This window comes from Caulobacter sp. P4_E5 (assembly GCF_056401555.1).
Window position 1 is genome coordinate 1 of sequence record NZ_JBFUJD010000090.1, and the last position, 19,860, is coordinate 19,860.

Sequence of the window (19,860 nt, forward strand, 5' to 3'; positions counted from 1 at the left end):
CCCGTACCACTCGTGCAGCCGCATAAAGTCGTCGCCGCCGGGATTGCCCACTTCATCGTTGGGCCCCGCGATATACCCGTCCAGCGACATGGACATGAAGAGCACTGATGCAGACACCTTTATCTCCTGTGGTCTTTTCCAAACTGGGGCGCGGGCGGACAGTCTTGATGTTCCCAAGGACGCTCGCGCGACGCTGACGCCGACATCCCGAATACGGATTTTGGGGACTGCCCCATCTCACAGGGGACCGAACCATGCTCGAGCCGACAACGGGACCAGACGGCTGAGCTATAGGCGGGTCGTCTAAGGCGCCTAAATCGCGACAGAGAGCTTGTGTCGGTTTGGGAAGGCGCCCATCGACTTCAGTCATGTGACCGCCGCGTCGGGCCCAGGAAGGCGGCAACGCGCAGTGAATGTCGATCGGCTCAAGCCCTGATCTAGGACCAGGCCTTGAAATGCTTGGACAATTTCAGACCCTGGCGCTGGTAGTGCGACCCGCCCTCGCCATACAGCCGCACCGGACGCGCGGTCAGGGGCTCGTAGACCAGCCGGGCCACCGTCTGGCCGTCCTCCAGCAGGAACGGCGTCTCGTGGCTGCGCACTTCCAGCACGCCCTTGGAGCCAACGGCCGCCGCCTCCTCAGTGCCGAAGCCCGGGTCGAAGAAGCCGGCATAGTGGACGCGGAACTCGCCGACCGACGGATCGATCGGGGTCATCTCGGCCGCTTCCAGCACGGGAATCTCGATGTCGTCCTTGGAGGCCAGGATGTAGAACTCGCCCGGATCCAGCAGCAGCTCGCCGTGGCGGGCTTCCAGCGGCTCCCAGTAGTCGCGCGGGTCGTGGCCGTCCTCGTGGTCCAGGTCGACGACCCCGGCGTGGCGGCGGCCACGGAAACCGACGACACCCGGCGTCAGGTCGACCCCGACGCTGCGGGTGGCCAGCTTGGCCGGCTCGCCGCGCTTCAGGCGCAATTGGTTGAGCCGCGTACCGGCGCGCACCAGCACCGAGAAGGTCTGCGGCGCGATCTCGATATAGAGCGGCCCGGTATAGCCGGCGTCGACGTCGTCGAAGGCGCGGCTGTGGTCGGTCAGCAGGCGGACGAACACGTCGACACGACCGGTCGAGCTCTTGGGATTGCCGCGCGCCGAGATGGTCATCGGCAGAGTCAGGCGTTCCTGGATCTCGGCTATGTAGACGCAGCCCTTCTCCAGCACCGCGCCCTTGGTCAGGTCCAGCTCGTGCATGGCCACGTCCTTCAGGCGGTCCGGCACCTTCCTGTGCAGGCCCGGCAGGAACGACGCGCGGACGCGCCAGCAGCGCGCGCCCAGCCGCAGGTCGAGACTGGCGGGCTGCACCTGGTCGGTATCGAACGGCGTGGCTGAGGTGATCGCCTCTTGGGTGATCAATTCCTCGATGGTCTGGCAGGGCAGAATCCCCGCTGCGTGGGCGTCGGTCATCGGCGCGACACTCGCGAAACACGGCTCCAAAGGCAAGGCGAAGCCGGTCGGGTTTGGCGGAATCTCTGACCCAACGAACAGGCCGTTGTCTAAACGCCGACGCGTTCAGCCAGCACGATGACCGCCTGGAGCGAATTTGGCTCGCCCATGACAATGTACTTTTCGCCCGTGACAATTCTCCGGTTGCGGAGCGGGTGTTGACGCTTGACCAACACCCCCTCGCCGCTCCTTATGCCGGCGGTTTACGCGTAAGGAGGCAGGCCCGTGGCCGAGGATCCAAAAGACTGGGACGTCGCGACGAAGCTCATTCGTGGGGGGATCGCGCGCTCGCAGTTCATGGAGACCGCCGAGGCGCTCTACCTCACCCAGGGCTTCACCTACGACAGCGCCGAGGGCGCCGATCGCCGCTTCTCGGGCGAGGACCCCGGCTTCGTCTATTCGCGGTTCAACAATCCGACCGTGAAGATGTTCGAGGACCGCCTGGCGCTGCTGGAAGGCGCGGAAGTTTGCCGCGCCCAGGCCACTGGGATGGCCTCGATCCACGCCGCCCTGATGGGCCTGGTCCGCGCCGGGGACCACGTGGTGGCCGGCCGCGCCCTGTTCGGCTCGTGCCGCTGGATCGTCTCCGAATGGCTGCCGCGGTTCGGCGTCGAGACCACCTTCGTCGACGCCACCGATCCCAAGGCCTGGGAGGCGGCGATCCGCCCCAACACCAAGGCCGTGCTGATCGAGACGCCCTCGAACCCGGTGCTTGAGATCACCGACATCGCCGCCGTGGCCGAGATGGCCCATGCCGTCGGCGCCAAGGTCATCGTCGACAACGTCTTCGCCACCYCGATCTTCCAGAAGCCGCTGGAGCTGGGCGCCGACGTCGTCGTCTATTCGGCCACCAAGCACATCGACGGCCAGGGCCGCGTGCTGGGCGGGGCCATCCTGACCAGCGAGGCGATCAACGAGGAATTCTACCGCGACGCCCTGCGCCACACCGGCCCGTCGCTGTCGCCGTTCAACGCCTGGGTCATGTTGAAAGGCCTCGAGACCCTGGACCTGCGCGTGCGCCGCCAGACCGACACCGCCTTCGCCCTGGCCAATGTCATGGCCGAGCACAAGAAGGTGCAAACGGTCCTCTACCCGTTCCGCCACGACCATCCGGGCCACAACGTCGCCAAGAAGCAGATGACCGGCGGCGGCACCGTGATCGCCCTGGACCTCGGCTCGCGCGCGGCGGCCTTCAAGTTCCTGAACGCCCTGGAGATCGTCGACATCTCCAACAATCTGGGCGACGCCAAGTCGATGGCGACCCACCCGCCGACCACCACCCACCGCTCGGTGCCGGAAGAGCAGCGCCCGCTGCTGGGCGTGACCGAGGGCGGCGTGCGCCTGTCGGTCGGCCTCGAAGCCCTTGGCGACCTGACGCGAGATGTGAACCGTGCGCTCGATCAGGCGTGAGACCTCGCCCTCGCTGCAGAGGATGCGCCGCCGCCGGGGCCAGGACGGCGCGGCCTACCAGGCGCGGACGCGCGACATTCTCGTCCGGGTCTTCCCCGCCTATGCGGCCGAGGAGTCCTCGCCCGAGCAGGGTCTCTATCTGTGGTCCTACACGGTGGAGATCGAGAACCACGGCAGCGAGACGGTGACCCTGGTCTCCCGTCGCTGGACGATCATCGACGCGTTCAACCGCGTCAACGACGTCGAGGGCAGCGGGGTGGTCGGCGAGCAGCCGGAGCTGAAGCCCCGCGAGGCGTTCCGTTACATCTCCAACTGCCCCCTGCCCACGCCCTCGGGCGCGATGCGGGGCAGCTATGCGATGGTCACCGCCGACGGCGAACTGTTCGACGTCGAGATCCCGGAATTCTCGCTGCACCTGCCCGGCGCGGCGCTGAAGCTGAACTGACGCCCGCCGCGCGCGGATTGACAAAGAGATCGTAGAGGTTGAGCTTCGACGGACAGAGTTCGTCGGAGATCGCCATGCTCGCCAAGACCGCCCTCTGCGCCTTGATCGGCGCCGCCGTACTGGCCCCGCAGGCCATCGCTCAGCAGCCCAATCACCCCTTCTTCGACCCCGCGCCGCAATCCCGGCCGACGCCGACGGTCGAGATCGGCCGCGGGCCGCTGATCTGGCAGACCTATGCGCAGCAAAAGCGCGTCGAAGCGATCATGCCGCGGATCGAGAAAGCCATCGCGGTCCAACTGGCCAACCCGGACTCGGCCGAGTTCAAAGGCCTGCGCACCGGCCGCTACCAGAAGACCATGATCGTTTGCGGCGTGGTCGACAGCATCGCCGCATCGGGCGAAACCGAAAAGCGCCGCTTCATGGCGCGGCCCGCCATCGCCACGCTCGAAACGGCCGAAAACAGCCAAGCCTTCCGAGCCGGCTGGAAGAGCACCGGCTGCGGGTTTTGATCGCTCCCCGCGAATGCCCGCCTGAGGCGTTCGCGAACGCGCCTTCATCATAGGTTGCATTGAGGCAAAACTTCCCGCCTTAATGGCGCCGCTTCAGAGGAAGCAGGCGCATGAAGACGTCTGACACCTGCTCATCACCGTCGGCGTCGTGACGCGTCCATCACAGGTTCACAGGAGCGAACCGATGGCGACCTATACGATCCGCATCTACAACCAATCCCTGGCGAACAAGAGCTACGTGGCCTTCATGGAAGCGCCGGTCGTCAGCGCGAGCGGCGGGACGACCCCGATCTACACCAACGCCTGGGCCACGTTCGAAAACATCACCAACGGCGGTTGGGATAGCGTCGTCTACACCGACAGCACCTACGCCTACTGGTCGCCATCCAGCGAAGCGCTGACGCCAAGCACCGTCCTGGACTCCGGCGGGGTCATGCCGGTGAGCACCGCCACCCAGGACACGGTGACCTTCACGAACACGGGCGCGACGGGTTTCACCGGCGTGGTCAGCCCCGGTACGGCCCAGAACGGCGCGTTCGCGATCGCCAGCTCGACCGACTTCACGCCGGTGAACAATTTCGTATTCGGCCTGGCCAGCGAGAATGGCGGCGTCATACCCGCGCCCGTCGCCTGCTTCCAGGCCCTGCCCGACGAGACCTACAACATCACGCCCGTCGTGAAGTTCTACGTCGCCRACGGCCTCTACACGCCCGGCCAGGTGATCGACGTCTCGGCCGTGTCGAACAGCTGCGCCACCATCGATTTCACCGGTCGCCCCCAGACCACCGCCACGGTGAGCCAAAGCCCCAACGGCGGGTTCAGCGTCGCCTACACCTGACTCCGGCGACGGACGGCTCTCCTCTCCAGAACTCCGACCGCAGAGAAATTCGCGCGCTCCGTGTTTCCGGGAGCGCGATCGGAAATACAACCATAGGCTAAAATCAAACCGAATACTGATTACGGTTGTCTATCTTTCGCTTCGGGTGGGCGGGGCTCAGTACAGCCCCGCCCTTTGAGTGAGCCGGGTGATGGAGTCCAGGGGGGATCGGCTGAGCCGCGCCATCAAAGGACGCGGCATCTCCAAGATGATGGCCTTGGCGCTGGATCTCGACGTGCACGAGAGCGCCATCAGTCGCTGGCGCAAGGGCGGCCCCATGTCGCTCGAGAACGCCGCACGCATCTCCGAGGTCCTGGATATTTCGCTGGACTGGCTGGTGCTGGGCCGAGGCGAGATGGACGCCCATTCGGCCGAGAGCCTGGCGTCGGAGGAGTTCGAGCTCGTCCAGATCGTCCGCCGCCTCAGGCGGACCGCCGTCCAGCATCTGATGGCGCTACTGAATGACATGACCCAAACGCCTTGAGCGCAGGTCAAATTAAACATTCGCAATTGCACTCAGCGCAAGACGCTCGATCTATCTCAAAGATCTGGTTCGCAATAGGTTGAAGTCGTCAACGAGAACAGAGATCACACAAAATAAGAACTGCAATATAGATCTCAAGTCTTGCTGATTTCTTCAATTCAAAAAAGGAATCCGCTCATGGCGAAATATACCATCCGCATCTACAACCAATCCCTGGCCAACAAGGCCTATGTGGCCTTCATGCAAGAGCCCACCGTCACCTCGAACGGCGGCGTGACGCCGGTCTTCACCAACGCCTGGGCGTGTTTCGAGAACGTGACCAACGGCAGCTGGGACTCGGTCGTCTACACCGACAGCGCCTATGCCTTCTGGTCGCAGCCGGCCGAAGCGCTGACCCCGAGCACCGTCCTGGACTCCGGCGGCGTCATGCCGGTGAACACCGACACCAAGGACACGGTCGCCTTCACCAACACCGGCGTCACGGGCTTCAGCACCCTGACGAGCCCGGGCAAGGCGCAGAACGGCTCGTTCTCGATCACCAGCTCCACCGACTTCACGCCGCAGAACCAGTTCGTGTTCGGCCTCGCCCGCGACAACGGCGGCGTCATCCCGGCGCCGGTGGCCACCTTCACGGCCTTGCCGAACGAGATCTACAACGTCACCCCCGTGGTGAAGTTCTATGTCGCCGACGGCCTCTATGTGCCGGGCCAGGTGATCGACTACTCGGCGGTGTCGAACAACATCGCGGCGATCGACTTCACCGGCCTCCCCTACAACACCGCCACCGTGACCCAGGCCTCTAACGGCGCCTTCTCGGTCGCCTACAGCTGACGGCGCGGCGGAAGGGGTCCGCCCACCGCCCCCCCCCTCCGCCCAGCCGAACGGCGGGCGGGCCGTCGTCCCACCCGATGGCCCGCCCATGCCCACCGCTTGCGATCACGATCGCGCCTAATTTCAGGAGATTTCGATGACCACCACCCTCGCCCCGTCGGGCGATGCGATGACGCACGCCCCAACCCAGGCCGCTCCGGCGACATCAGGCCCCGTCGTCAAGCCGATCATGGTCGCCCCCTTGCCGGGCTGCGTCACGATCGACTCCACCAAGCCGGACGACTACCTCGCCTATGCGCGCAAGGGCACGCAGAGCGCCATCGGCAACACCACCGTCCAAACCGCCGAAAGCGGCCTCGACGGATGCGTCAAGAGCAAGAAGCCGACGGCCCAGTCCGCCTGCATCGTCGGCCATGGCGACCAGGGCCTGATCGTCACGGGCGCGGGCCAGTCGCGGGGCGACAAGGACCACCACGTCTCGATCGACAACATCAAGGTGTGGGCGCCGTTGTTCGCGGCCCTGAACGGCGGCGTCTCCAACCTGTTCCTGTACGGCTGCCACGTCGGCGCCGGGACCGACGGCGCCCAATTGCTGTACGAACTGGCCAAGACGGTGAACGCCAACGTCTACGGACCCACGGGCCTGATCTACTGCGACGAGGACGGCAACTTTGCGCTGGAGCCCTTCTCGACCTGGCAGATGGCGACGCCACACGCGCAGCCGGCGGCGATCGATCCCCCGGAGGATGCGACCGGCGGCCTGGCCGGCGGCCACGAGGTGCGCCTGCACGTCCTGGAGAACGTGATCATCACCACGCTGGATCAACTGGCCGAGGCGCTATTCGAGCCGGACCCGTCCACCGGATGGACCAAGGTGGACGCGTTGATCGCCGACGAACTCGCGCGCGCGGTGCGGTGGCACAAGCCCTTCTCGCTGCCGGGCCAGCACGCGGCCCTGCTCACCGGCCGCATCAAGCTGAAGTTCGGCTACGGCGAGCGGGCGATCAGGAAGATCTTCCGGGTGTTCAACCACACGCTGCTGCAGGATGAAGACCACCCGCATATCCACTATCGCGCCGGCCGCAGGTGGAGAGACATCCTGGGCTAGTCGCCGGGCGGAAGCGGACGGCGATCGCCGTCCGCTTCTTCACGTTCAACCCGCGACCGGCGCATCCAGCTTGTAGACCCGCGAGCAGTATTCGCAGGTCACATGGATCTTGCCGTCGGGCTCGACCATTTCGGCGACTTCCTCGGCCGAGAACGAGTCCAGCACCACGCCGATCCGGTCCTCCGAACAGCGGCAGAAGGCGCGTAGCGGCTTTTCGTCAAGCAGGCGCACGCCGTCCTCGTTGAACAGCCGCCACAGCAGGGTGGGAGTCGTGACCGTGGGGTCGATCAGCTCGTCCTCGCCGGTGGTTTCGAACAGGGCCTGGACGTGGGTCCAGGCGTCCTGGGTGTCGCCCCGGGCCTGGTCGCCCGCGATCACCTGGATCAGGATGCCGCCGGCCCGCCATTTCGGCCCCTCGCCGGTGTCGACCTGACCGACGGCCAGGCGCACGCGGGTCGGGGTCTGCTCCGACTGGGCGAAGTACTGCTCGGCGCACAGGGCCAGGGTTTCGCCCTCGATCGGCGTCACGCCCTGGTAGCGATCCATGTCCGGGCCCTGGTCCAGGGTCATGATGAACACGCCGCCGCCCAGCAGGGTCTTGGCGCCCGGACGCGCGAAGCCTTCCGAGGCCTTGGCGACCTCTTCGGGATCGAACCGGCAATAGCCGCGCAAGCCGCCCGAGGTGTCGTAGTCGACCACGACATAGCGCACGGGGCCGTCACCCTGGGCCTGGATGATCAGCCGGCCTTCGAACTTCAGGCTGGAGCCGACCAGGGCCGCCAGGGCGCAAGCCTCGCCAAGCAGGTTGGCGACCGGCTCGGGATAGTCGTGGCGCGTCAGCACCTCATCGACGGCGGCGCCGAGACGGACGACCCGGCCGCGCACGGGCAGGCCTTCGATCTGGAACGCGGAAACGACGTCGTCGAGGACGCTTGGATTGGGGGCGATGTCGGTCATGGCGCGGTTAGATAGGACGGTAGGGAGAGAATTGCGAGTGCATGCGGCCCCAAGATCCTCCCCCGCTCGCGGGGGAGGAGAAATAACCCCCTACCCGATCGCCCCGAACACCCAGGCCAGCACCGACTTCTGGGCGTGGATGCGGTTCTCGGCTTCGTCCCAGACCAGCGAGCGCGGGCCGTCCAGGACCGCGTCGGTGACTTCCTCGCCGCGGTGGGCCGGCAGGCAGTGCAGGAAGACGCCGTCGGGCTTGGCCAGGTCCATCAGGGCGTCGTCGACCTGATAGGGCTCCAGGGCGGCCAGGCGCTCATCATGGTCGGTGTCGCCCATCGACACCCAGGTGTCGGCCACCACCACGTCGGCGCCGCGCACAGCTTCTTTAGCGTCAGTCATCATGCTGACCTTGCCCTGCAGGCTCTCGGCCCGGGCCAGGTCGTGCAGGTCGGCGTGATAGACCGCCGGACAGGCGATCTTCAGCGTGAAGCCCAGCAGCGGCGCGGCATGGATGAAGCTGGAGCAGACGTTGTTGCCGTCGCCGACCCAGGCGATCGTCTTGCCGCCGACGTCGCCGAAGCGCTCCTCGATAGTCAGCAGGTCGGCCATGATCTGGCACGGGTGGCTCTTGTCGGTCAGGCCGTTGATCACCGGCACGGTCGAGACCTGGGCGAAGCGCTCGACGTCGGCATGGCTGTTGGCGCGGATCATCACCGCATCGACCATGCGCGACAGCACCTTGGCGGTGTCCTCGATGGTTTCGCCTCGGCCCAGCTGCATGTCCGACGAGGTCGAGATGATCGCGTCGCCGCCCAGCTGGCGCATGGCCGCGTCGAACGAGAAGCGGGTGCGGGTCGAGTTCTTCTGGAAGATCATCGACAGCACGCGGTCCTTGGCCGGCGCGTCGGCGTCGACCTTGCCCTGCGGCCAGCCCTTGCGGGCGGTCTTGCGGGCCTTGGCGTCCTCGAGCAGCAAGCGCAGCGTCGGGCCGTCCAGCTTCCACAGGTCGATGAAGTGGCGGGGGGCGGTCATGGGCCAAATCCCTCACGCCCGCTCCGGCGAACCGGAGCGGGGTTTTCAAAGGTTCAGGTGTGTCAGACGGCGGCCTTGGCGCGCGCGGTCTCGCAAGCTTTCTCGAGCTTGGAGATCGCCTCGCTGGCTTCCTCGACGGTCAGGTTCAGCGGTGGCAGTAGGCGCACGCAGTTGTCKCCGCCGCCGGCGATCAGCAGCTTCTGATCGCGGGCCATGACCATGAATTCGCGGTTGTTCGGCACGACCTTGATACCGATCAGCAGCCCCTTGCCGCGGATGTCGACGATGACATCCGGGAAGCGGTCCTTCAGGCCGTTCAGCTGCTGGGTGAAGTAGCCGGCGACGGTCTTCACATTGTCCAGCACCTCGGGGGTGTTGATCGCGTCGAAGGCCGCCTTGCCGACCGCCATGGCCAGCGGGTTGCCGCCGTAGGTCGAACCGTGGACGCCCGGCGTCATGCCGCGCGCCGCTTCGTTCGACGCCAGGCAGGCGCCGACCGGGAAGCCGCCGCCCAGGGCCTTGGCCACGCACATGATGTCGGGCGCGGCGTCGCTGGCCCATTCGTAGGCGAACAGCTTGCCGGTCCGGCCCATGCCGCTCTGCACCTCGTCGAAGATCAGCAGGACGCCGGCCTCGCGGGTGATCTGGCGCAGTTCGTCCAGCTGGGCCTCGGTCAGCGACCGCGCCCCGCCCTCGCCCTGCACGGGCTCGATGATCACGGCGGCCGTCTTGTCGGTCAGGGCGGCCTTCAGGGCCTCCAGATCGCCGAACGGCAGCTGGCTGTAGCCCGGCAGGCGCGGGCCAAAGCCGTCCAGATAGCCGGCGTTGCCCGAGGCGTTGACGGCCGCGTACGAGCGGCCGTGGAACGAGCCCTCGAAGCCGATGATGTCCACGCGCTCGGCCTGGCCGTTGACCACGTGGTAGCGGCGCGCGGCCTTCAGGGCGCACTCGATCGCCTCGGTGCCCGAATTGGTGAAGAACACCACGTCGGCGAAGGTGTTGGCGCACAGCTTGTCGGCCAGCACTTCCTGCTCGGGGATCGTGTAGATGTTGGAGACGTGCCAGAGCTTCTCGCCCTGGGTCTTCAGCGCGTCGACCAGAACGGGGTGGGCGTGGCCCAGGCCGCAGGTGGCGATGCCGGCCACGCAGTCCAGATATTCGTCGCCGTCCGTCGAGAACAGGCGCGCGCCTCGGCCTCGGTCGAACGCCAGCGGAGCGCGGTTGTACACGCCCATGATGTGGTTCTGCGAGGAGTTGGACGACGTCGCGGTGCTCAAGACCGGCCCTCCTAAAAGGAAAGAAGCCCCCGCGCTGTTCGCACGGGGACCGGAAGGCCGCAGGTTGTCGCCGTGGAACCGCGTCCTGTCAATCAAAGGGCCGTGAAAGACCTGTCAAATCCGGCGATTTTGTCGCGCGGGCCACAGGTGGCCCATGGGCCACCTAATGGTCACCGGTGTCAGCTCTTCAGGCGATAGCCGGTGACGAACAGGCGCCAGCACCACAGGAACAGGCCGACGGTCAGCACGCCCATGCTGACGACGCCGATCGCGATCGAGCCGTCGGCGTGGCCGATGAAGCCGTAGCGGAAGCCGTCGATCAGATAGAAGAACGGGTTGTAGTGGCTGGCCGAGCGGAACGGCTCGGGCAGCTTGTCGACCAGGTAGAAGGTGCCCGACAGGAAGGTCATGGGCATGATCAAGAAGTTGGTGACGGCGGCCAGCTGGTCGAACTTCTCGGCCCACAGCCCCGCGAGCACGCCGGCCAGACCCAGGATCAGCGAGGCGGCGACGGCGAAATAGACGATCGCCCAGGGGTGGGCGAACGACAGGCCCGCGCCCGGCAGCACGCTGATGACGGCGGCGGTGACCGCCCCGACCACCACGCCGCGCGTCGCCGCGCCCAGGGCGAAGCCCAGCACCTGCTCGAGAGCCGACAGCGGCGGGGTCAGAAAGTCCGGCGTCAGGCCCATCATCTTGGCCTGGATCAGCGAGGACGAGGAATTGGCGAAGGCGTTGTTGAGGATCGCCATCATGATCAGGCCCGGGGCCACGAAATGGCCGAAGGTCACTCCGCCCACGGCCGGCCGGCTGCCGCCCACAGCGACCACGAAAACCAGCATGTAGAGCAGAGTCGTGACCACCGGCGCGGCCACCGTCTGGGTGCCGACCTTCCAGAACCGGCGGATTTCGCGCTGATAGAGGGTGACGAAGCCACTCCAGTTCCAGCCGTGGTAGTCGCGCGGCTGCGGCGGAATGACGCTCTCGGCCATGTCTCTCATAGGCTCAACCCGTTGTTCTGCTTGGCCATGTGCGCCTTGGGGGGCCTTTCCGCAAGCTTGGGCTTGCCTGAATCAACATCTTGTTTCTGTGGACAGAGTCGATGGCGCCCATTGTGCGTTTTAACACATTCTTTACGATATCTAGTAGGACGACCGCCGGCGGGGCGGTTTGATCACCAGATATGGGGTCGAGGGCGTGGGGACGCTCTCCTCCTCATCGAACCGGCGGAGACGGGTTATGAGCTGGACCGACGAACGGGTCTCGACCTTGAAGAAGCTCTGGCTGGACGGCCTGTCCGCCAGCCAGATCGCCAAGCAACTGGGCGGCGTCACGCGCAACGCCGTCATCGGCAAGGTGCACCGCCTGGGCCTCTCGGGCCGCGCGGCGCCCTCGCAACCGGCGCGTCCGGCCTTCAAGGCCCCGCGTCCGGCGCGTCCGGCCGCCCAGGCCATGCCCTCGGCGCCACGCCGCGTGACGCCGGTCGAGGCGCCGTCGGTCCCGATGGCCTCGACCCCGCCGTCGCTGCCGGCCTTCCGGCACGAAGAGCCGGGCTCGGCCACCGTGCTGACCCTGGGCGCGCACATGTGCAAGTGGCCGATCGGCGACCCGTCGTCGGAAGGCTTCACCTTCTGCGGCCGCCGCTCGTCGGAAGGCCCCTACTGCGTCGAGCACGCCCGGGTGGCCTACCAGCCGCAGCAGACCAAGAAGAAGGGCGGCGCCACCGAGCTCGCCCGTTCGCTTCGCCGCTACATCTAAGAAGAACAACAAAGTCTCTCAGGCGGCGGATCCCGGACGGCCCAAAAGGCCGTCCGGGATTTTCTATGTCTGGGGGCGCCCACAGGATTGCGCATCACCCAACATCCGACCTCCCCGGCGAAAGCCGGGGCCCAGATCGAACCCACTGTCGCTCACGTCCCCGCGGGCGTTCGATCGCGAACACCCAAACCGCTCAGGCTGAATCTGGGCCCCGGCCTTCGCCGGGGAGGTCGGGTTTTTTGGTGCGTTGGAATGGATGACCTGACGGCGCTTCCCCCTTAAATAGCCCCATGACGGACCTCGCGCCGACCGATTCCAACGCTCCGCCCTATTCGGTCTCGGAACTGGCCTTCGCCCTGAAGCGAACGCTGGAGGACCGCTACGGCTTCGTGCGGCTGCGCGGCGAGCTGTCCAAGGTCACCCATCACGGCAACGGCCACGTCTATCTGACCATCAAGGACGACAAGGCCGCGATCGACGGCGTGGTCTGGAAAGGCAGCGTCCGTGGCCTGGGCGTGCGGCCCGAGCACGGGCTCGAGGTCATCGTCACGGGCAAGATCACCACCTATCCGGCCGGCTCCCGCTATCAGATCATCATCGACAGCATGGAGGCCGCCGGGGTCGGCGCGCTGCTGGCCCAGCTGGAGCGGCTGAAGGCCAAGCTGGCGGCCGAGGGCCTGTTCGCGCCGGAGCGTAAGCGCCCCCTGCCCTCGATGCCGGCCGTGATCGGGGTGATCACCAGCCCGACCGGCGCGGTGATCCGCGACATCCTGCACCGCATCCGCGACCGCTGGCCCTGCCAGGTGCTGGTCTGGCCGGTCGTCGTGCAAGGCGACCAGGCCGCCGCCCAGGTCAGCGCCGCCATCCGGGGCTTCAATGCCATTACGCCGGGCGGCCCCGTGCCGCGTCCGGACATCCTGATCGTGGCGCGCGGCGGCGGCTCAGTGGAGGACCTCTGGGCCTTCAACGACGAGAGCCTGGCCCGCGCCGTGGTCGAGGGGACCATCCCGCTGATTTCGGCGGTGGGCCACGAGACCGACACCACGCTGATCGACTTCGTCTCCGACCGCCGCGCCCCGACGCCCACGGCCGCCGCCGAGATGGCGACGCCGGTGCTGGCCGAGCTGCGGGCCCTGATCTCGGACTACGATCGTCGCCTCAACCGCTGCGGCTCACGAACCCTGGAAGAGCGGCGCACGCGCCTGGTCAGCGCCGCGCGGGGCCTGCCCCGGCCCGCCGACCTGCTGGCTCTGGCTCAGCAGCGGTTCGACATCGCCTCGGGCCGCCTCGACGCGGCCCTGCATCGCAACACCACCGTCCACGCCCAGGACCTGCTGAAGACCACCGCCCGCCTGACGCCGGACGTGCTGACCCGGCAGCGGGCGATCAAGGCCGAGCGGCTGGCGGACCTCTCTGGCCGCCTGAACGCCTGCGGGACCCGCGCGCCGGAACGCGCCGCGACCCATGCCCGCCTGCCGCTGCTGTGGGCCCGCATGGACTCCGCCGCCCAGCGCCGGCTGACCCGCGCCGGTGATCAACTCGCTAATCTCGAAAAGTTGCGCCAGTCGTTCAATCCGCGCCGTCCGCTGGAGCTGGGCTTCGCCCTAGTGCGCAAGGCCGACGGGACCATCATCCGCTCGTCCGCCGCCCTGGCCCTGGGCGACCACGTCGCACTGCAGTTCGCCGACGGCGAGCGCGAGGCGGTGATCGGCAACGAGGGCCCTGCGCCCTCGGCGCCACCTTCCATACCGGTTCGTCCGGCCCCGCCGCCGCGCCCCAAGCCCGTCCCACCAAAGACTGATCAGGGCGACCTGTTCTGAGACGCTACTCTGGCGTAGAATAAGAGCCATGAACGCTTTCGACCGTGATCTTGGAAAGTCCGACGGCCTGGCCGTCCTGCACTATGGCGACGGCGAGTACGCCGTGATCAGCCCTGGCCGCTTCGTGCTGTGCGCCGTCACCAACAAGCAGATCCCGCTGGAAGCCCTGCGCTACTGGAGCCCCGAGCACCAGGAAGCCTATGCCAGCCCCGCCGAGGCGCTGAAGCGTTGGCAAGAGGCCTGAGCCGCCGCGCGGTCCTCGCCGCGCTGCCGCTTTCCACCAGCTTGATCGGACTCGCCGCCCCGAGGTCGACGAGCGCCGCCGCGCCCGGCCTGTCGCTGTCGGGCAAGTATGTCCAAGGCGGCTGGGCCATCGGCCGCACCGCCCCGCGCGCCGTGGTCGATGTCGATGGCCAGGTGCTGACCACCGCCTCGGCGAACGGCTGGTTCGTGGCCGGCTTCGATCGTGACGCGCCGCCGGCCAGCACCCTGACCGTGTCCACGCCTGACGGCTCGGCCGCCCACGAGGCGACGATCGCGGCCGGCGATTTCGACATCCAGCGCATCGACGGCCTGCCGCCCGAACAGGTCACGCCGACCGATCCGGCCCTGCTGGAGCGCATCACCGCCGAGAACCTCCGCAAGGCCGCCGGCTTCGCGAGCCAGGCCGACATCGAGGGCTTCCGCGACGGCTTCATCCTGCCGGTCGTGGGCGCGCGCCGCTCGGCCCGGTTCGGCGGGCAGAGGATCCTGAACGGCGAGCCCAAGCGTCCCCATTATGGGGTCGATCTGGCCACGCCCGTCGGCACGCCGGTGCGGGCGCCCGCCGCCGGCCTGGTCGCCTTCGCCGAGACCGGACTGCATTACGAGGGCGGTCTGGTGCTGGTCGATCATGGCCAAGGCCTGATCACCGCCTATCTGCACCTGTCGAAAATCCTCGTTCCGGCGGGAACTTACGTGCGGCAGGGCCAGTTGATCGCCGAGACCGGCAAGGAAGGCCGCGCGACCGGCCCGCACCTCTGTTGGCGGATGAAATGGCGCGGTCGGAACCTGGATCCGTCGCTTTTGGTCGGCGCGGGCCCCTTCCGCGCCTAATTCCCGCAATTCGCCGCTGGCGCGAGTTTCAATCATTCGTTAGCTATGCCGCCGTTATCGGAGCGAGGGGTCGCTGGGGGAAGCGGCCACGTGTTCCGGTGTTCCCGCGAGATAGTTGAGGAGGCGGCTCCCGCATGTCGGCGGCGCTGGAAAATCTGCGCTTTTTGCTGGTGGACGATAACCAGCACATTCGGTCGATCGTTTCGGCGATCCTGAAGGGCGTGGGCGTCAAGCACATCCGCGAGGCCATGGACGGGGCCGAGGGCCTGCAGATCCTGCGCGACTGGCAGACCGACATCGCCATCGTCGACTTCAAGATGAGCCCGCTGGACGGGGTGCAGTTCACCCAGCTGGTCCGCAACTCGCCCGACAGCGTCGATCCGTTCCTGCCGATCATCATGCTGACCGGCTTCGCCGAGCGTCACCGCGTGTTCGAGGCCCGCGACGCCGGGGTGACCGAGGTGGTGGTCAAGCCGGTGACCGCCCGCTCGCTGCTGGACCGGATCAACACCGTGATCTTCCACCCGCGGCCGTTCATCCGCTCACCGGACTATTTCGGCCCCTGCCGCCGCCGCCGCGTCGATCCGCACCACAAAGGGCCGTTCCGCCGCATGGGCGAGCCGGACGGGTCCGTCGACAAGCTCGAAATCTAGCGCGGCGTCCAGAGCCTTTCTGGTTCAGATGGAATCATCTGAACCAGAAAGGCTCTATTTCTTGGAGTTAGAGCGCGCCCGGGCGGGTTAACCGCTCACACTTAACCCCGGCGCGCTCTAGGCCCGCTCGCGTTCCCGTTCGGCCAGCGCCGCATAGACCTCGTTCGGCCAGCGGCGGTGAACCCAAAACCATTCGGCCGGCCGCTCGCGGATGCGCTCTTCCAGGAAAGCGTTGATCATCCGCACACCGGCCTCGATATCGGCGGTGCGATTTCCGGTGTTGGGCGGGACGATCGGTTCGTGCACCACCGCCCGGAACCGCGCGCCCTTCAGGCGTTGCACCGACATGGGCTGCAGCACCGTGCCAAAACGGATCGCCAGCCGCGTCGGGGCCGGCGCGGTGCGCGAATCGTGGCCGAAGAACGGGGCGGCCACGCCGCTGTTGAACTTCTGGTCGTTCATCAGGGCGACCGACCGGCCTTCCATCATGCCCTTCAACAGTTCGCGAGATCCGTCGCCGCCCTTGGGCGCGAACAGGCGAACGCCGTAGCGGAAGCGGCTGTCCCGGATGCGCTTGTCGACATAGGGGTTGTTGGCCGCGCGATAGGTCATCTCGCAGATCACGCCGCTGTCGACGATGGCCGCGGGCATCACCTCCCAGTTCGAAAGATGCCCCGACACGAACACGACCGGGATCTTGTTCTCGGCGATCTCGGCCAGGCGTTCCTTGTTCACCACCTCGACCCGGCCGGTCGACGGCAGGATCTTGTCCATCAGCGGAAACTCGGCGAACGAGCGGCCCAGGCCTTCCCATTGCTCGCGCAGGATCTCGGCATGCCAGGCGGCGTCCTTGTCCGGGAAGGCGAGTTTCAGGTTGCGCACCGCGACCTTGTGCGCGCCGCTCATCGGCCCGAACGTGCGGCCCAGCCAGCCGCCGAAGTCCGAGGCGCGATCCACGCCCATCAGGCGCACGGCCCCGATAAACAGGTCGAAGCCCAAGGCTTCCAACCGCCACAACAGGTCCTGGACCCAAGGCTGACGCGTATCCGACATGCCCCCTTAGTAGGCTTGCCCGCCCGTGCCGCGCAACGGCGCCTCGCCCGGCACGCGACTTGCGGCTGTGGGCTCAGGCCGTTCCGTTTCGGGACGGGTCGGGAAAACTAGGGGGGGCATGGCTTCCATGGGCAACGACATCGACGTTCATCTTGGCAGACGCCTGCGTCGCCGCCGTCGTCTGCTGGGTCTGACTCAGCAGCAACTGGCCGGCACTGTTGGCGTTCGGTTCCAGCAAATTCAAAAGTACGAGTGCGGCGCCAACCGCATCTCCGCCGCGCGGCTGTGGCAACTGTCCGAGGCTCTCGAAGTGCCGGTCGGCTACTTCTACGACGGCCTGTCGGACGCGCGTCGCGACATGGCCGGCGAGGCAGCCGAAGGGGGTGAAATGTTTGCTCGCAAGGAGACGCTGGACTTGATCCGCGCCTACTACTTGCTGGGCGAGCGTCCGCGCCGTCGTCTGCTGGACCTGGCCAAGTCGCTGAATGGCGGCGGCCCGGAACACGCCGACGCGTAACGATCTACGGTAGCGTACCTAGGGCGGGGGCGTTAAACCCCGCCCATGACGCTCTCCGCAGATCGGCTCGCGGCGCTCGACGCCTTCATCATCGACCTCAACCGGGCTTCGGCCGAGGTGATCTTGCCGCTTTTTCGGGCCGACCACGGCCTGGAGGACAAGGGGGCGGGCAAGAACCTGCCGCGTGACAGCCACGCGGCGTTCGACCCGGTGACCGAGGCCGACCGCGGCGCGGAAGCGGCGATCCGAAAACTGATTTCGGAGCGCTATCCCGAGCACGGCGTGATCGGCGAGGAATATGGCGAGGACCGCCCGGACGCCGAGTTCGTCTGGGTGCTGGACCCGATCGACGGCACGCGGGCCTTCATCGCGGGCTTGCCGCTGTGGACCACCCTGGTCGGCCTGCGCCATCAGGGTCGCCCGGTGCTGGGTGCGATCGGCCAGCCCTATATCGACGAGCTGTTCGTCGGCCATGCCGGCGGCTCGCGCCTGTTGGCGCGCGGCCAGAGCACGCCGATCAAGGTCCGCGAATGCGCGACCCTGACCGACGCCGTCATCGCCACCACCGACGCCGACGCCTGCTTCGACGGGGCCGAGCGCGGAGCCTGGCTGCAGGTGCGGGCGGCCGCCAAGCTGGCCCGCCTGGGCTGCGACGCCTATGCCTACGCTATGGTCGCCATGGGCAAGATGGACATGGTGATCGAGGCTGGCCTGAAATCCTGGGACATCGAGGCCGCCATCCCCCTGATCGAGGGCGCCGGCGGCCTGGTCACCAATTGGCGCGGCGAGCCCGTCGGCCCGAACGGCGGCCAGATGGTCATCTCCGGCGACCGCCGCCCGCTGGACGAGGCCCTGGTCAGTCTGAGGCGTTCGGCGAAGTAGTCAGACGAGTTCAACGCGCAGTTTTCGCCCGACCACCTTGGCCGCTCTGGTCAGCGTATCCAGCGTGACGTTGAACTCTTCGGGATCAAGCACACGCGCCAATTGCGCGCGGCTGGTTTCCATAAGCTCAGCCATGGCGGCCTTGGTGAGCTTGCGGTCTCGCATGGCTTCTTGAAGCTGCAACGCGATCACGCGCTTTATGGCGCGCGCGGTGACCTCTTCGCGGATCCCTTCGTCATCGAGAAAGTCATCCAGCGTGTCGAATTGCTCTACACGGCTAATGTTAATCTTGTCTGTCATGGCGTCTCCCGTCAGGGACTGGCCTCTTGCTTGCGATGCAATGCGAGATCGATATCGCGCTTGGGCGTCTTCTGGGTCTTCTTGATGAAACCATGGACGACGACAAGCGCAGCAGCGTCACTATCTTGATAGAAGATCATTCTCGCTTCAGAGCGCATCACCGGTAACGTGCTGCGAACTTCCCAGAGACCGTTTCCGAGCGACCGACAAAGCGGTAGCCCCATCGGGAAACCAAACTGGACGGTCTTCAAGTCCTCGCCCAGGACCGCACGGTCCGGTTTGGTGAAACTCAGAAGCCAATCCTTGACGACCTTATTTCCGGTCGGCGTTTCGTAGAAGCGCACCACAAACATTTGGCGAAAGCCTTTTGCCAGATCTGATCATACGTCTCTCTAGGTTGAAGTGTGGCGGCACTCAGAAAGATGTACCATAAATGATCCAAAAGGCAAGTCAAATTACGGCGCTCATCGTCTCGTCGAACGCCTGCCAGAAGACCGCCCGTCGCGGGTCGGTCTCGATCAGGATCTCGTGGTAGGCGCCCGGAACCTCGACATAGCGCCCTTGCGGGATGCGCGCCGCGATCAGCTTCTGGTCGGGATTGAGCACCCGGTTGTCGAGCTCGGCGGCGCAGATCGTCACCGGGATCTTGATCGCCTCCACGCCCCGGCTCCGGCGCAGCCAGGCGCAGGCCGAGATGGCGAAATCGGCCCAGCCCCAGGTCATGCCGCCCACCGCGATCCGGGGATCGGCGCGCAGCTGGGCCTGGTAGCGGTCATAGCGCGCCTCGTCATGGGTCAGGGCGTCGCCGGCGAAGGTCTGGGCCAGAGGGTCGTACTGGCCGCCCTGCACGTACTCGCCGGTGAAGCCGACACGGGACATGGTCCAGGCGAGCGACGTGGCCAGCCAAGGTGGGATGCCGCCGCTGTTCAGCCCCAGCATCGGCGCGGACAGCACGGCGGCCGAGAACCGCGTCTCGCCGTGGGCCAGGGCGAGCATGGCCAAGCAGCCGCCCATCGAGTGGGCCATGGCGATCCACGGCTTGGGCATCCGCGCCTCGAACGTGTCGAGCAGGGCCTTGTAGTCGGACAGGAAGGTCTTGAAGCCCTGGGCGTGGCCCCTGATGCGGTCGGGAAGGCCACGGGCCGACAGCCCCTGCCCTCGCCAGTCGTGGACCAGCACGGCGAAGCCGCGCGCCAAAAGATCCTCGATGACCTCGAAATATTTCTCGATCGGCTCGGTGCGTCCGGGGCTGAGCACCACCGAGCCGCGCGCAGGCCCTTGCGGGAAAAACGTCGCGGCGCGGAGGGTCGCCCCGTCCGCGCCGCGAAACCATTCGGCCTTACCGTGGTCGGGAACCGGAGC

The 19,860-nt window shown here is 66.8% G+C and carries 23 protein-coding genes; 14 read left to right on the forward strand and 9 right to left on the reverse strand.

Going from position 1 to position 19,860, the window contains the following annotated elements; genetic code table 11:
- Positions 1-437: 437 nt before the first annotated feature.
- Entirely contained in the window at positions 438-1,457 is a 1,020-nt protein-coding gene (locus AC1DSO_RS21370; protein WP_477070728.1) for a 2'-deoxycytidine 5'-triphosphate deaminase, read from the reverse strand.
- A gap of 264 nt (positions 1,458-1,721) precedes the next feature.
- On the opposite strand from AC1DSO_RS21370, the gene metZ reads away from it, so the two are divergent.
- The 7 genes from metZ (at position 1,722) to AC1DSO_RS21405 (ending at position 7,160) form a co-directional block, all read left to right on the forward strand.
- Positions 1,722-2,906: an O-succinylhomoserine sulfhydrylase gene (gene metZ, locus AC1DSO_RS21375; RefSeq protein WP_477070729.1), complete on the forward strand. Its 1,185-nt coding sequence runs from the start codon at positions 1,722-1,724 to the stop codon at positions 2,904-2,906.
- Positions 2,887-3,351, forward strand: coding sequence for a Co2+/Mg2+ efflux protein ApaG (apaG, locus tag AC1DSO_RS21380; protein WP_477070730.1), 465 nt, complete (start codon positions 2,887-2,889; stop codon positions 3,349-3,351). The genes metZ and apaG overlap by 20 nt, the downstream gene beginning before the upstream one ends.
- A gap of 74 nt (positions 3,352-3,425) precedes the next feature.
- Positions 3,426-3,860: a hypothetical protein gene (locus AC1DSO_RS21385; protein ID WP_477070731.1), complete on the forward strand. Its 435-nt coding sequence runs from the start codon at positions 3,426-3,428 to the stop codon at positions 3,858-3,860.
- Positions 3,861-4,044: 184 nt separating this feature from the next.
- Complete coding sequence (locus AC1DSO_RS21390) at positions 4,045-4,698, forward strand: hypothetical protein (protein WP_477070732.1); 654 nt, start codon at positions 4,045-4,047, stop codon at positions 4,696-4,698.
- A 190-nt stretch (positions 4,699-4,888) separates the two neighbouring features.
- On the forward strand, positions 4,889-5,221 hold the full coding sequence (locus AC1DSO_RS21395) for a helix-turn-helix domain-containing protein (RefSeq protein ID WP_477070733.1): 333 nt from the start codon (positions 4,889-4,891) through the stop codon (positions 5,219-5,221).
- A 177-nt stretch (positions 5,222-5,398) separates the two neighbouring features.
- Positions 5,399-6,052, forward strand: a complete 654-nt coding sequence (locus tag AC1DSO_RS21400) for a hypothetical protein (protein ID WP_477070734.1) — start codon at positions 5,399-5,401, stop codon at positions 6,050-6,052.
- 136 nt (positions 6,053-6,188) lie between these two features.
- Positions 6,189-7,160, forward strand: a complete 972-nt coding sequence (locus tag AC1DSO_RS21405) for a DUF4347 domain-containing protein (protein ID WP_477070735.1) — start codon at positions 6,189-6,191, stop codon at positions 7,158-7,160.
- A 45-nt stretch (positions 7,161-7,205) separates the two neighbouring features.
- Here AC1DSO_RS21405 and AC1DSO_RS21410 read toward each other — a convergent pair whose 3' ends face one another.
- The 4 genes from AC1DSO_RS21410 to AC1DSO_RS21425 all read right to left on the reverse strand — a co-directional run bounded on the left by AC1DSO_RS21410 (position 7,206) and on the right by AC1DSO_RS21425 (position 11,421).
- Positions 7,206-8,117, reverse strand: coding sequence for an Hsp33 family molecular chaperone (locus AC1DSO_RS21410; protein WP_477070736.1), 912 nt, complete (start codon positions 8,115-8,117; stop codon positions 7,206-7,208).
- 90 nt (positions 8,118-8,207) lie between these two features.
- Positions 8,208-9,143: an ornithine carbamoyltransferase gene (gene argF / locus AC1DSO_RS21415; RefSeq protein ID WP_477070737.1), complete on the reverse strand. Its 936-nt coding sequence runs from the start codon at positions 9,141-9,143 to the stop codon at positions 8,208-8,210.
- Positions 9,144-9,205: 62 nt separating this feature from the next.
- A complete protein-coding gene (locus AC1DSO_RS21420; RefSeq protein WP_477070738.1) occupies positions 9,206-10,420 on the reverse strand; it encodes an acetylornithine transaminase in 1,215 nt (404 codons plus the stop codon).
- Between the two features lie 179 nt (positions 10,421-10,599).
- Positions 10,600-11,421: an ABC transporter permease gene (locus tag AC1DSO_RS21425; protein WP_477070739.1), complete on the reverse strand. Its 822-nt coding sequence runs from the start codon at positions 11,419-11,421 to the stop codon at positions 10,600-10,602.
- A gap of 238 nt (positions 11,422-11,659) precedes the next feature.
- Here AC1DSO_RS21425 and gcrA point away from each other — a divergent pair, with 238 nt between their 5' ends.
- From gcrA to AC1DSO_RS21450, 5 genes are all read left to right on the forward strand, one after another.
- Positions 11,660-12,178, forward strand: a complete 519-nt coding sequence (gcrA, locus tag AC1DSO_RS21430) for a cell cycle sigma 70 cofactor GcrA (protein WP_477070740.1) — start codon at positions 11,660-11,662, stop codon at positions 12,176-12,178.
- Between the two features lie 290 nt (positions 12,179-12,468).
- A complete protein-coding gene (xseA, locus tag AC1DSO_RS21435) occupies positions 12,469-13,998 on the forward strand; it encodes an exodeoxyribonuclease VII large subunit (RefSeq protein ID WP_477070741.1) in 1,530 nt (509 codons plus the stop codon).
- Between the two features lie 28 nt (positions 13,999-14,026).
- The gene (locus AC1DSO_RS21440; protein WP_477070742.1) at positions 14,027-14,242 is read left to right on the forward strand and encodes a DUF2093 domain-containing protein; all 216 of its coding nucleotides are present in this window, start codon (positions 14,027-14,029) and stop codon (positions 14,240-14,242) included.
- Positions 14,227-15,093, forward strand: a complete 867-nt coding sequence (locus AC1DSO_RS21445; protein WP_477070743.1) for a M23 family metallopeptidase — start codon at positions 14,227-14,229, stop codon at positions 15,091-15,093. Before AC1DSO_RS21440 ends, AC1DSO_RS21445 begins: the two co-directional genes overlap by 16 nt.
- 134 nt (positions 15,094-15,227) lie before the next feature.
- Positions 15,228-15,746 carry a response regulator gene (locus AC1DSO_RS21450; RefSeq protein WP_047412582.1) on the forward strand — a complete coding sequence of 173 codons (519 nt, stop codon included), beginning with the start codon at positions 15,228-15,230 and terminating at the stop codon, positions 15,744-15,746.
- A gap of 117 nt (positions 15,747-15,863) precedes the next feature.
- Here AC1DSO_RS21450 and AC1DSO_RS21455 read toward each other — a convergent pair whose 3' ends face one another.
- Entirely contained in the window at positions 15,864-16,799 is a 936-nt protein-coding gene (locus AC1DSO_RS21455; RefSeq protein ID WP_477070744.1) for a lysophospholipid acyltransferase family protein, read from the reverse strand.
- A 118-nt stretch (positions 16,800-16,917) separates the two neighbouring features.
- Here AC1DSO_RS21455 and AC1DSO_RS21460 point away from each other — a divergent pair, with 118 nt between their 5' ends.
- The gene (locus AC1DSO_RS21460; protein ID WP_047412577.1) at positions 16,918-17,316 is read left to right on the forward strand and encodes a helix-turn-helix domain-containing protein; all 399 of its coding nucleotides are present in this window, start codon (positions 16,918-16,920) and stop codon (positions 17,314-17,316) included.
- A 45-nt stretch (positions 17,317-17,361) separates the two neighbouring features.
- Entirely contained in the window at positions 17,362-18,198 is an 837-nt protein-coding gene (gene hisN / locus AC1DSO_RS21465; protein WP_477070745.1) for a histidinol-phosphatase, read from the forward strand.
- Here the strand turns inward: hisN and AC1DSO_RS21470 are convergent, their stop codons facing one another.
- The 3 genes from AC1DSO_RS21470 to AC1DSO_RS21480 form a co-directional block, all read right to left on the reverse strand.
- Positions 18,199-18,498 (reverse strand): helix-turn-helix domain-containing protein, encoded by a 300-nt coding sequence (locus tag AC1DSO_RS21470; RefSeq protein ID WP_477070746.1) that lies wholly within the window; start codon positions 18,496-18,498, stop codon positions 18,199-18,201.
- 11 nt (positions 18,499-18,509) lie between these two features.
- On the reverse strand, positions 18,510-18,851 hold the full coding sequence (locus AC1DSO_RS21475) for a type II toxin-antitoxin system RelE/ParE family toxin (protein ID WP_477070747.1): 342 nt from the start codon (positions 18,849-18,851) through the stop codon (positions 18,510-18,512).
- A gap of 97 nt (positions 18,852-18,948) precedes the next feature.
- The coding region (locus AC1DSO_RS21480) for an alpha/beta fold hydrolase (RefSeq protein WP_477070748.1) at positions 18,949-19,860 on the reverse strand (912 nt) is incomplete at its 5' end.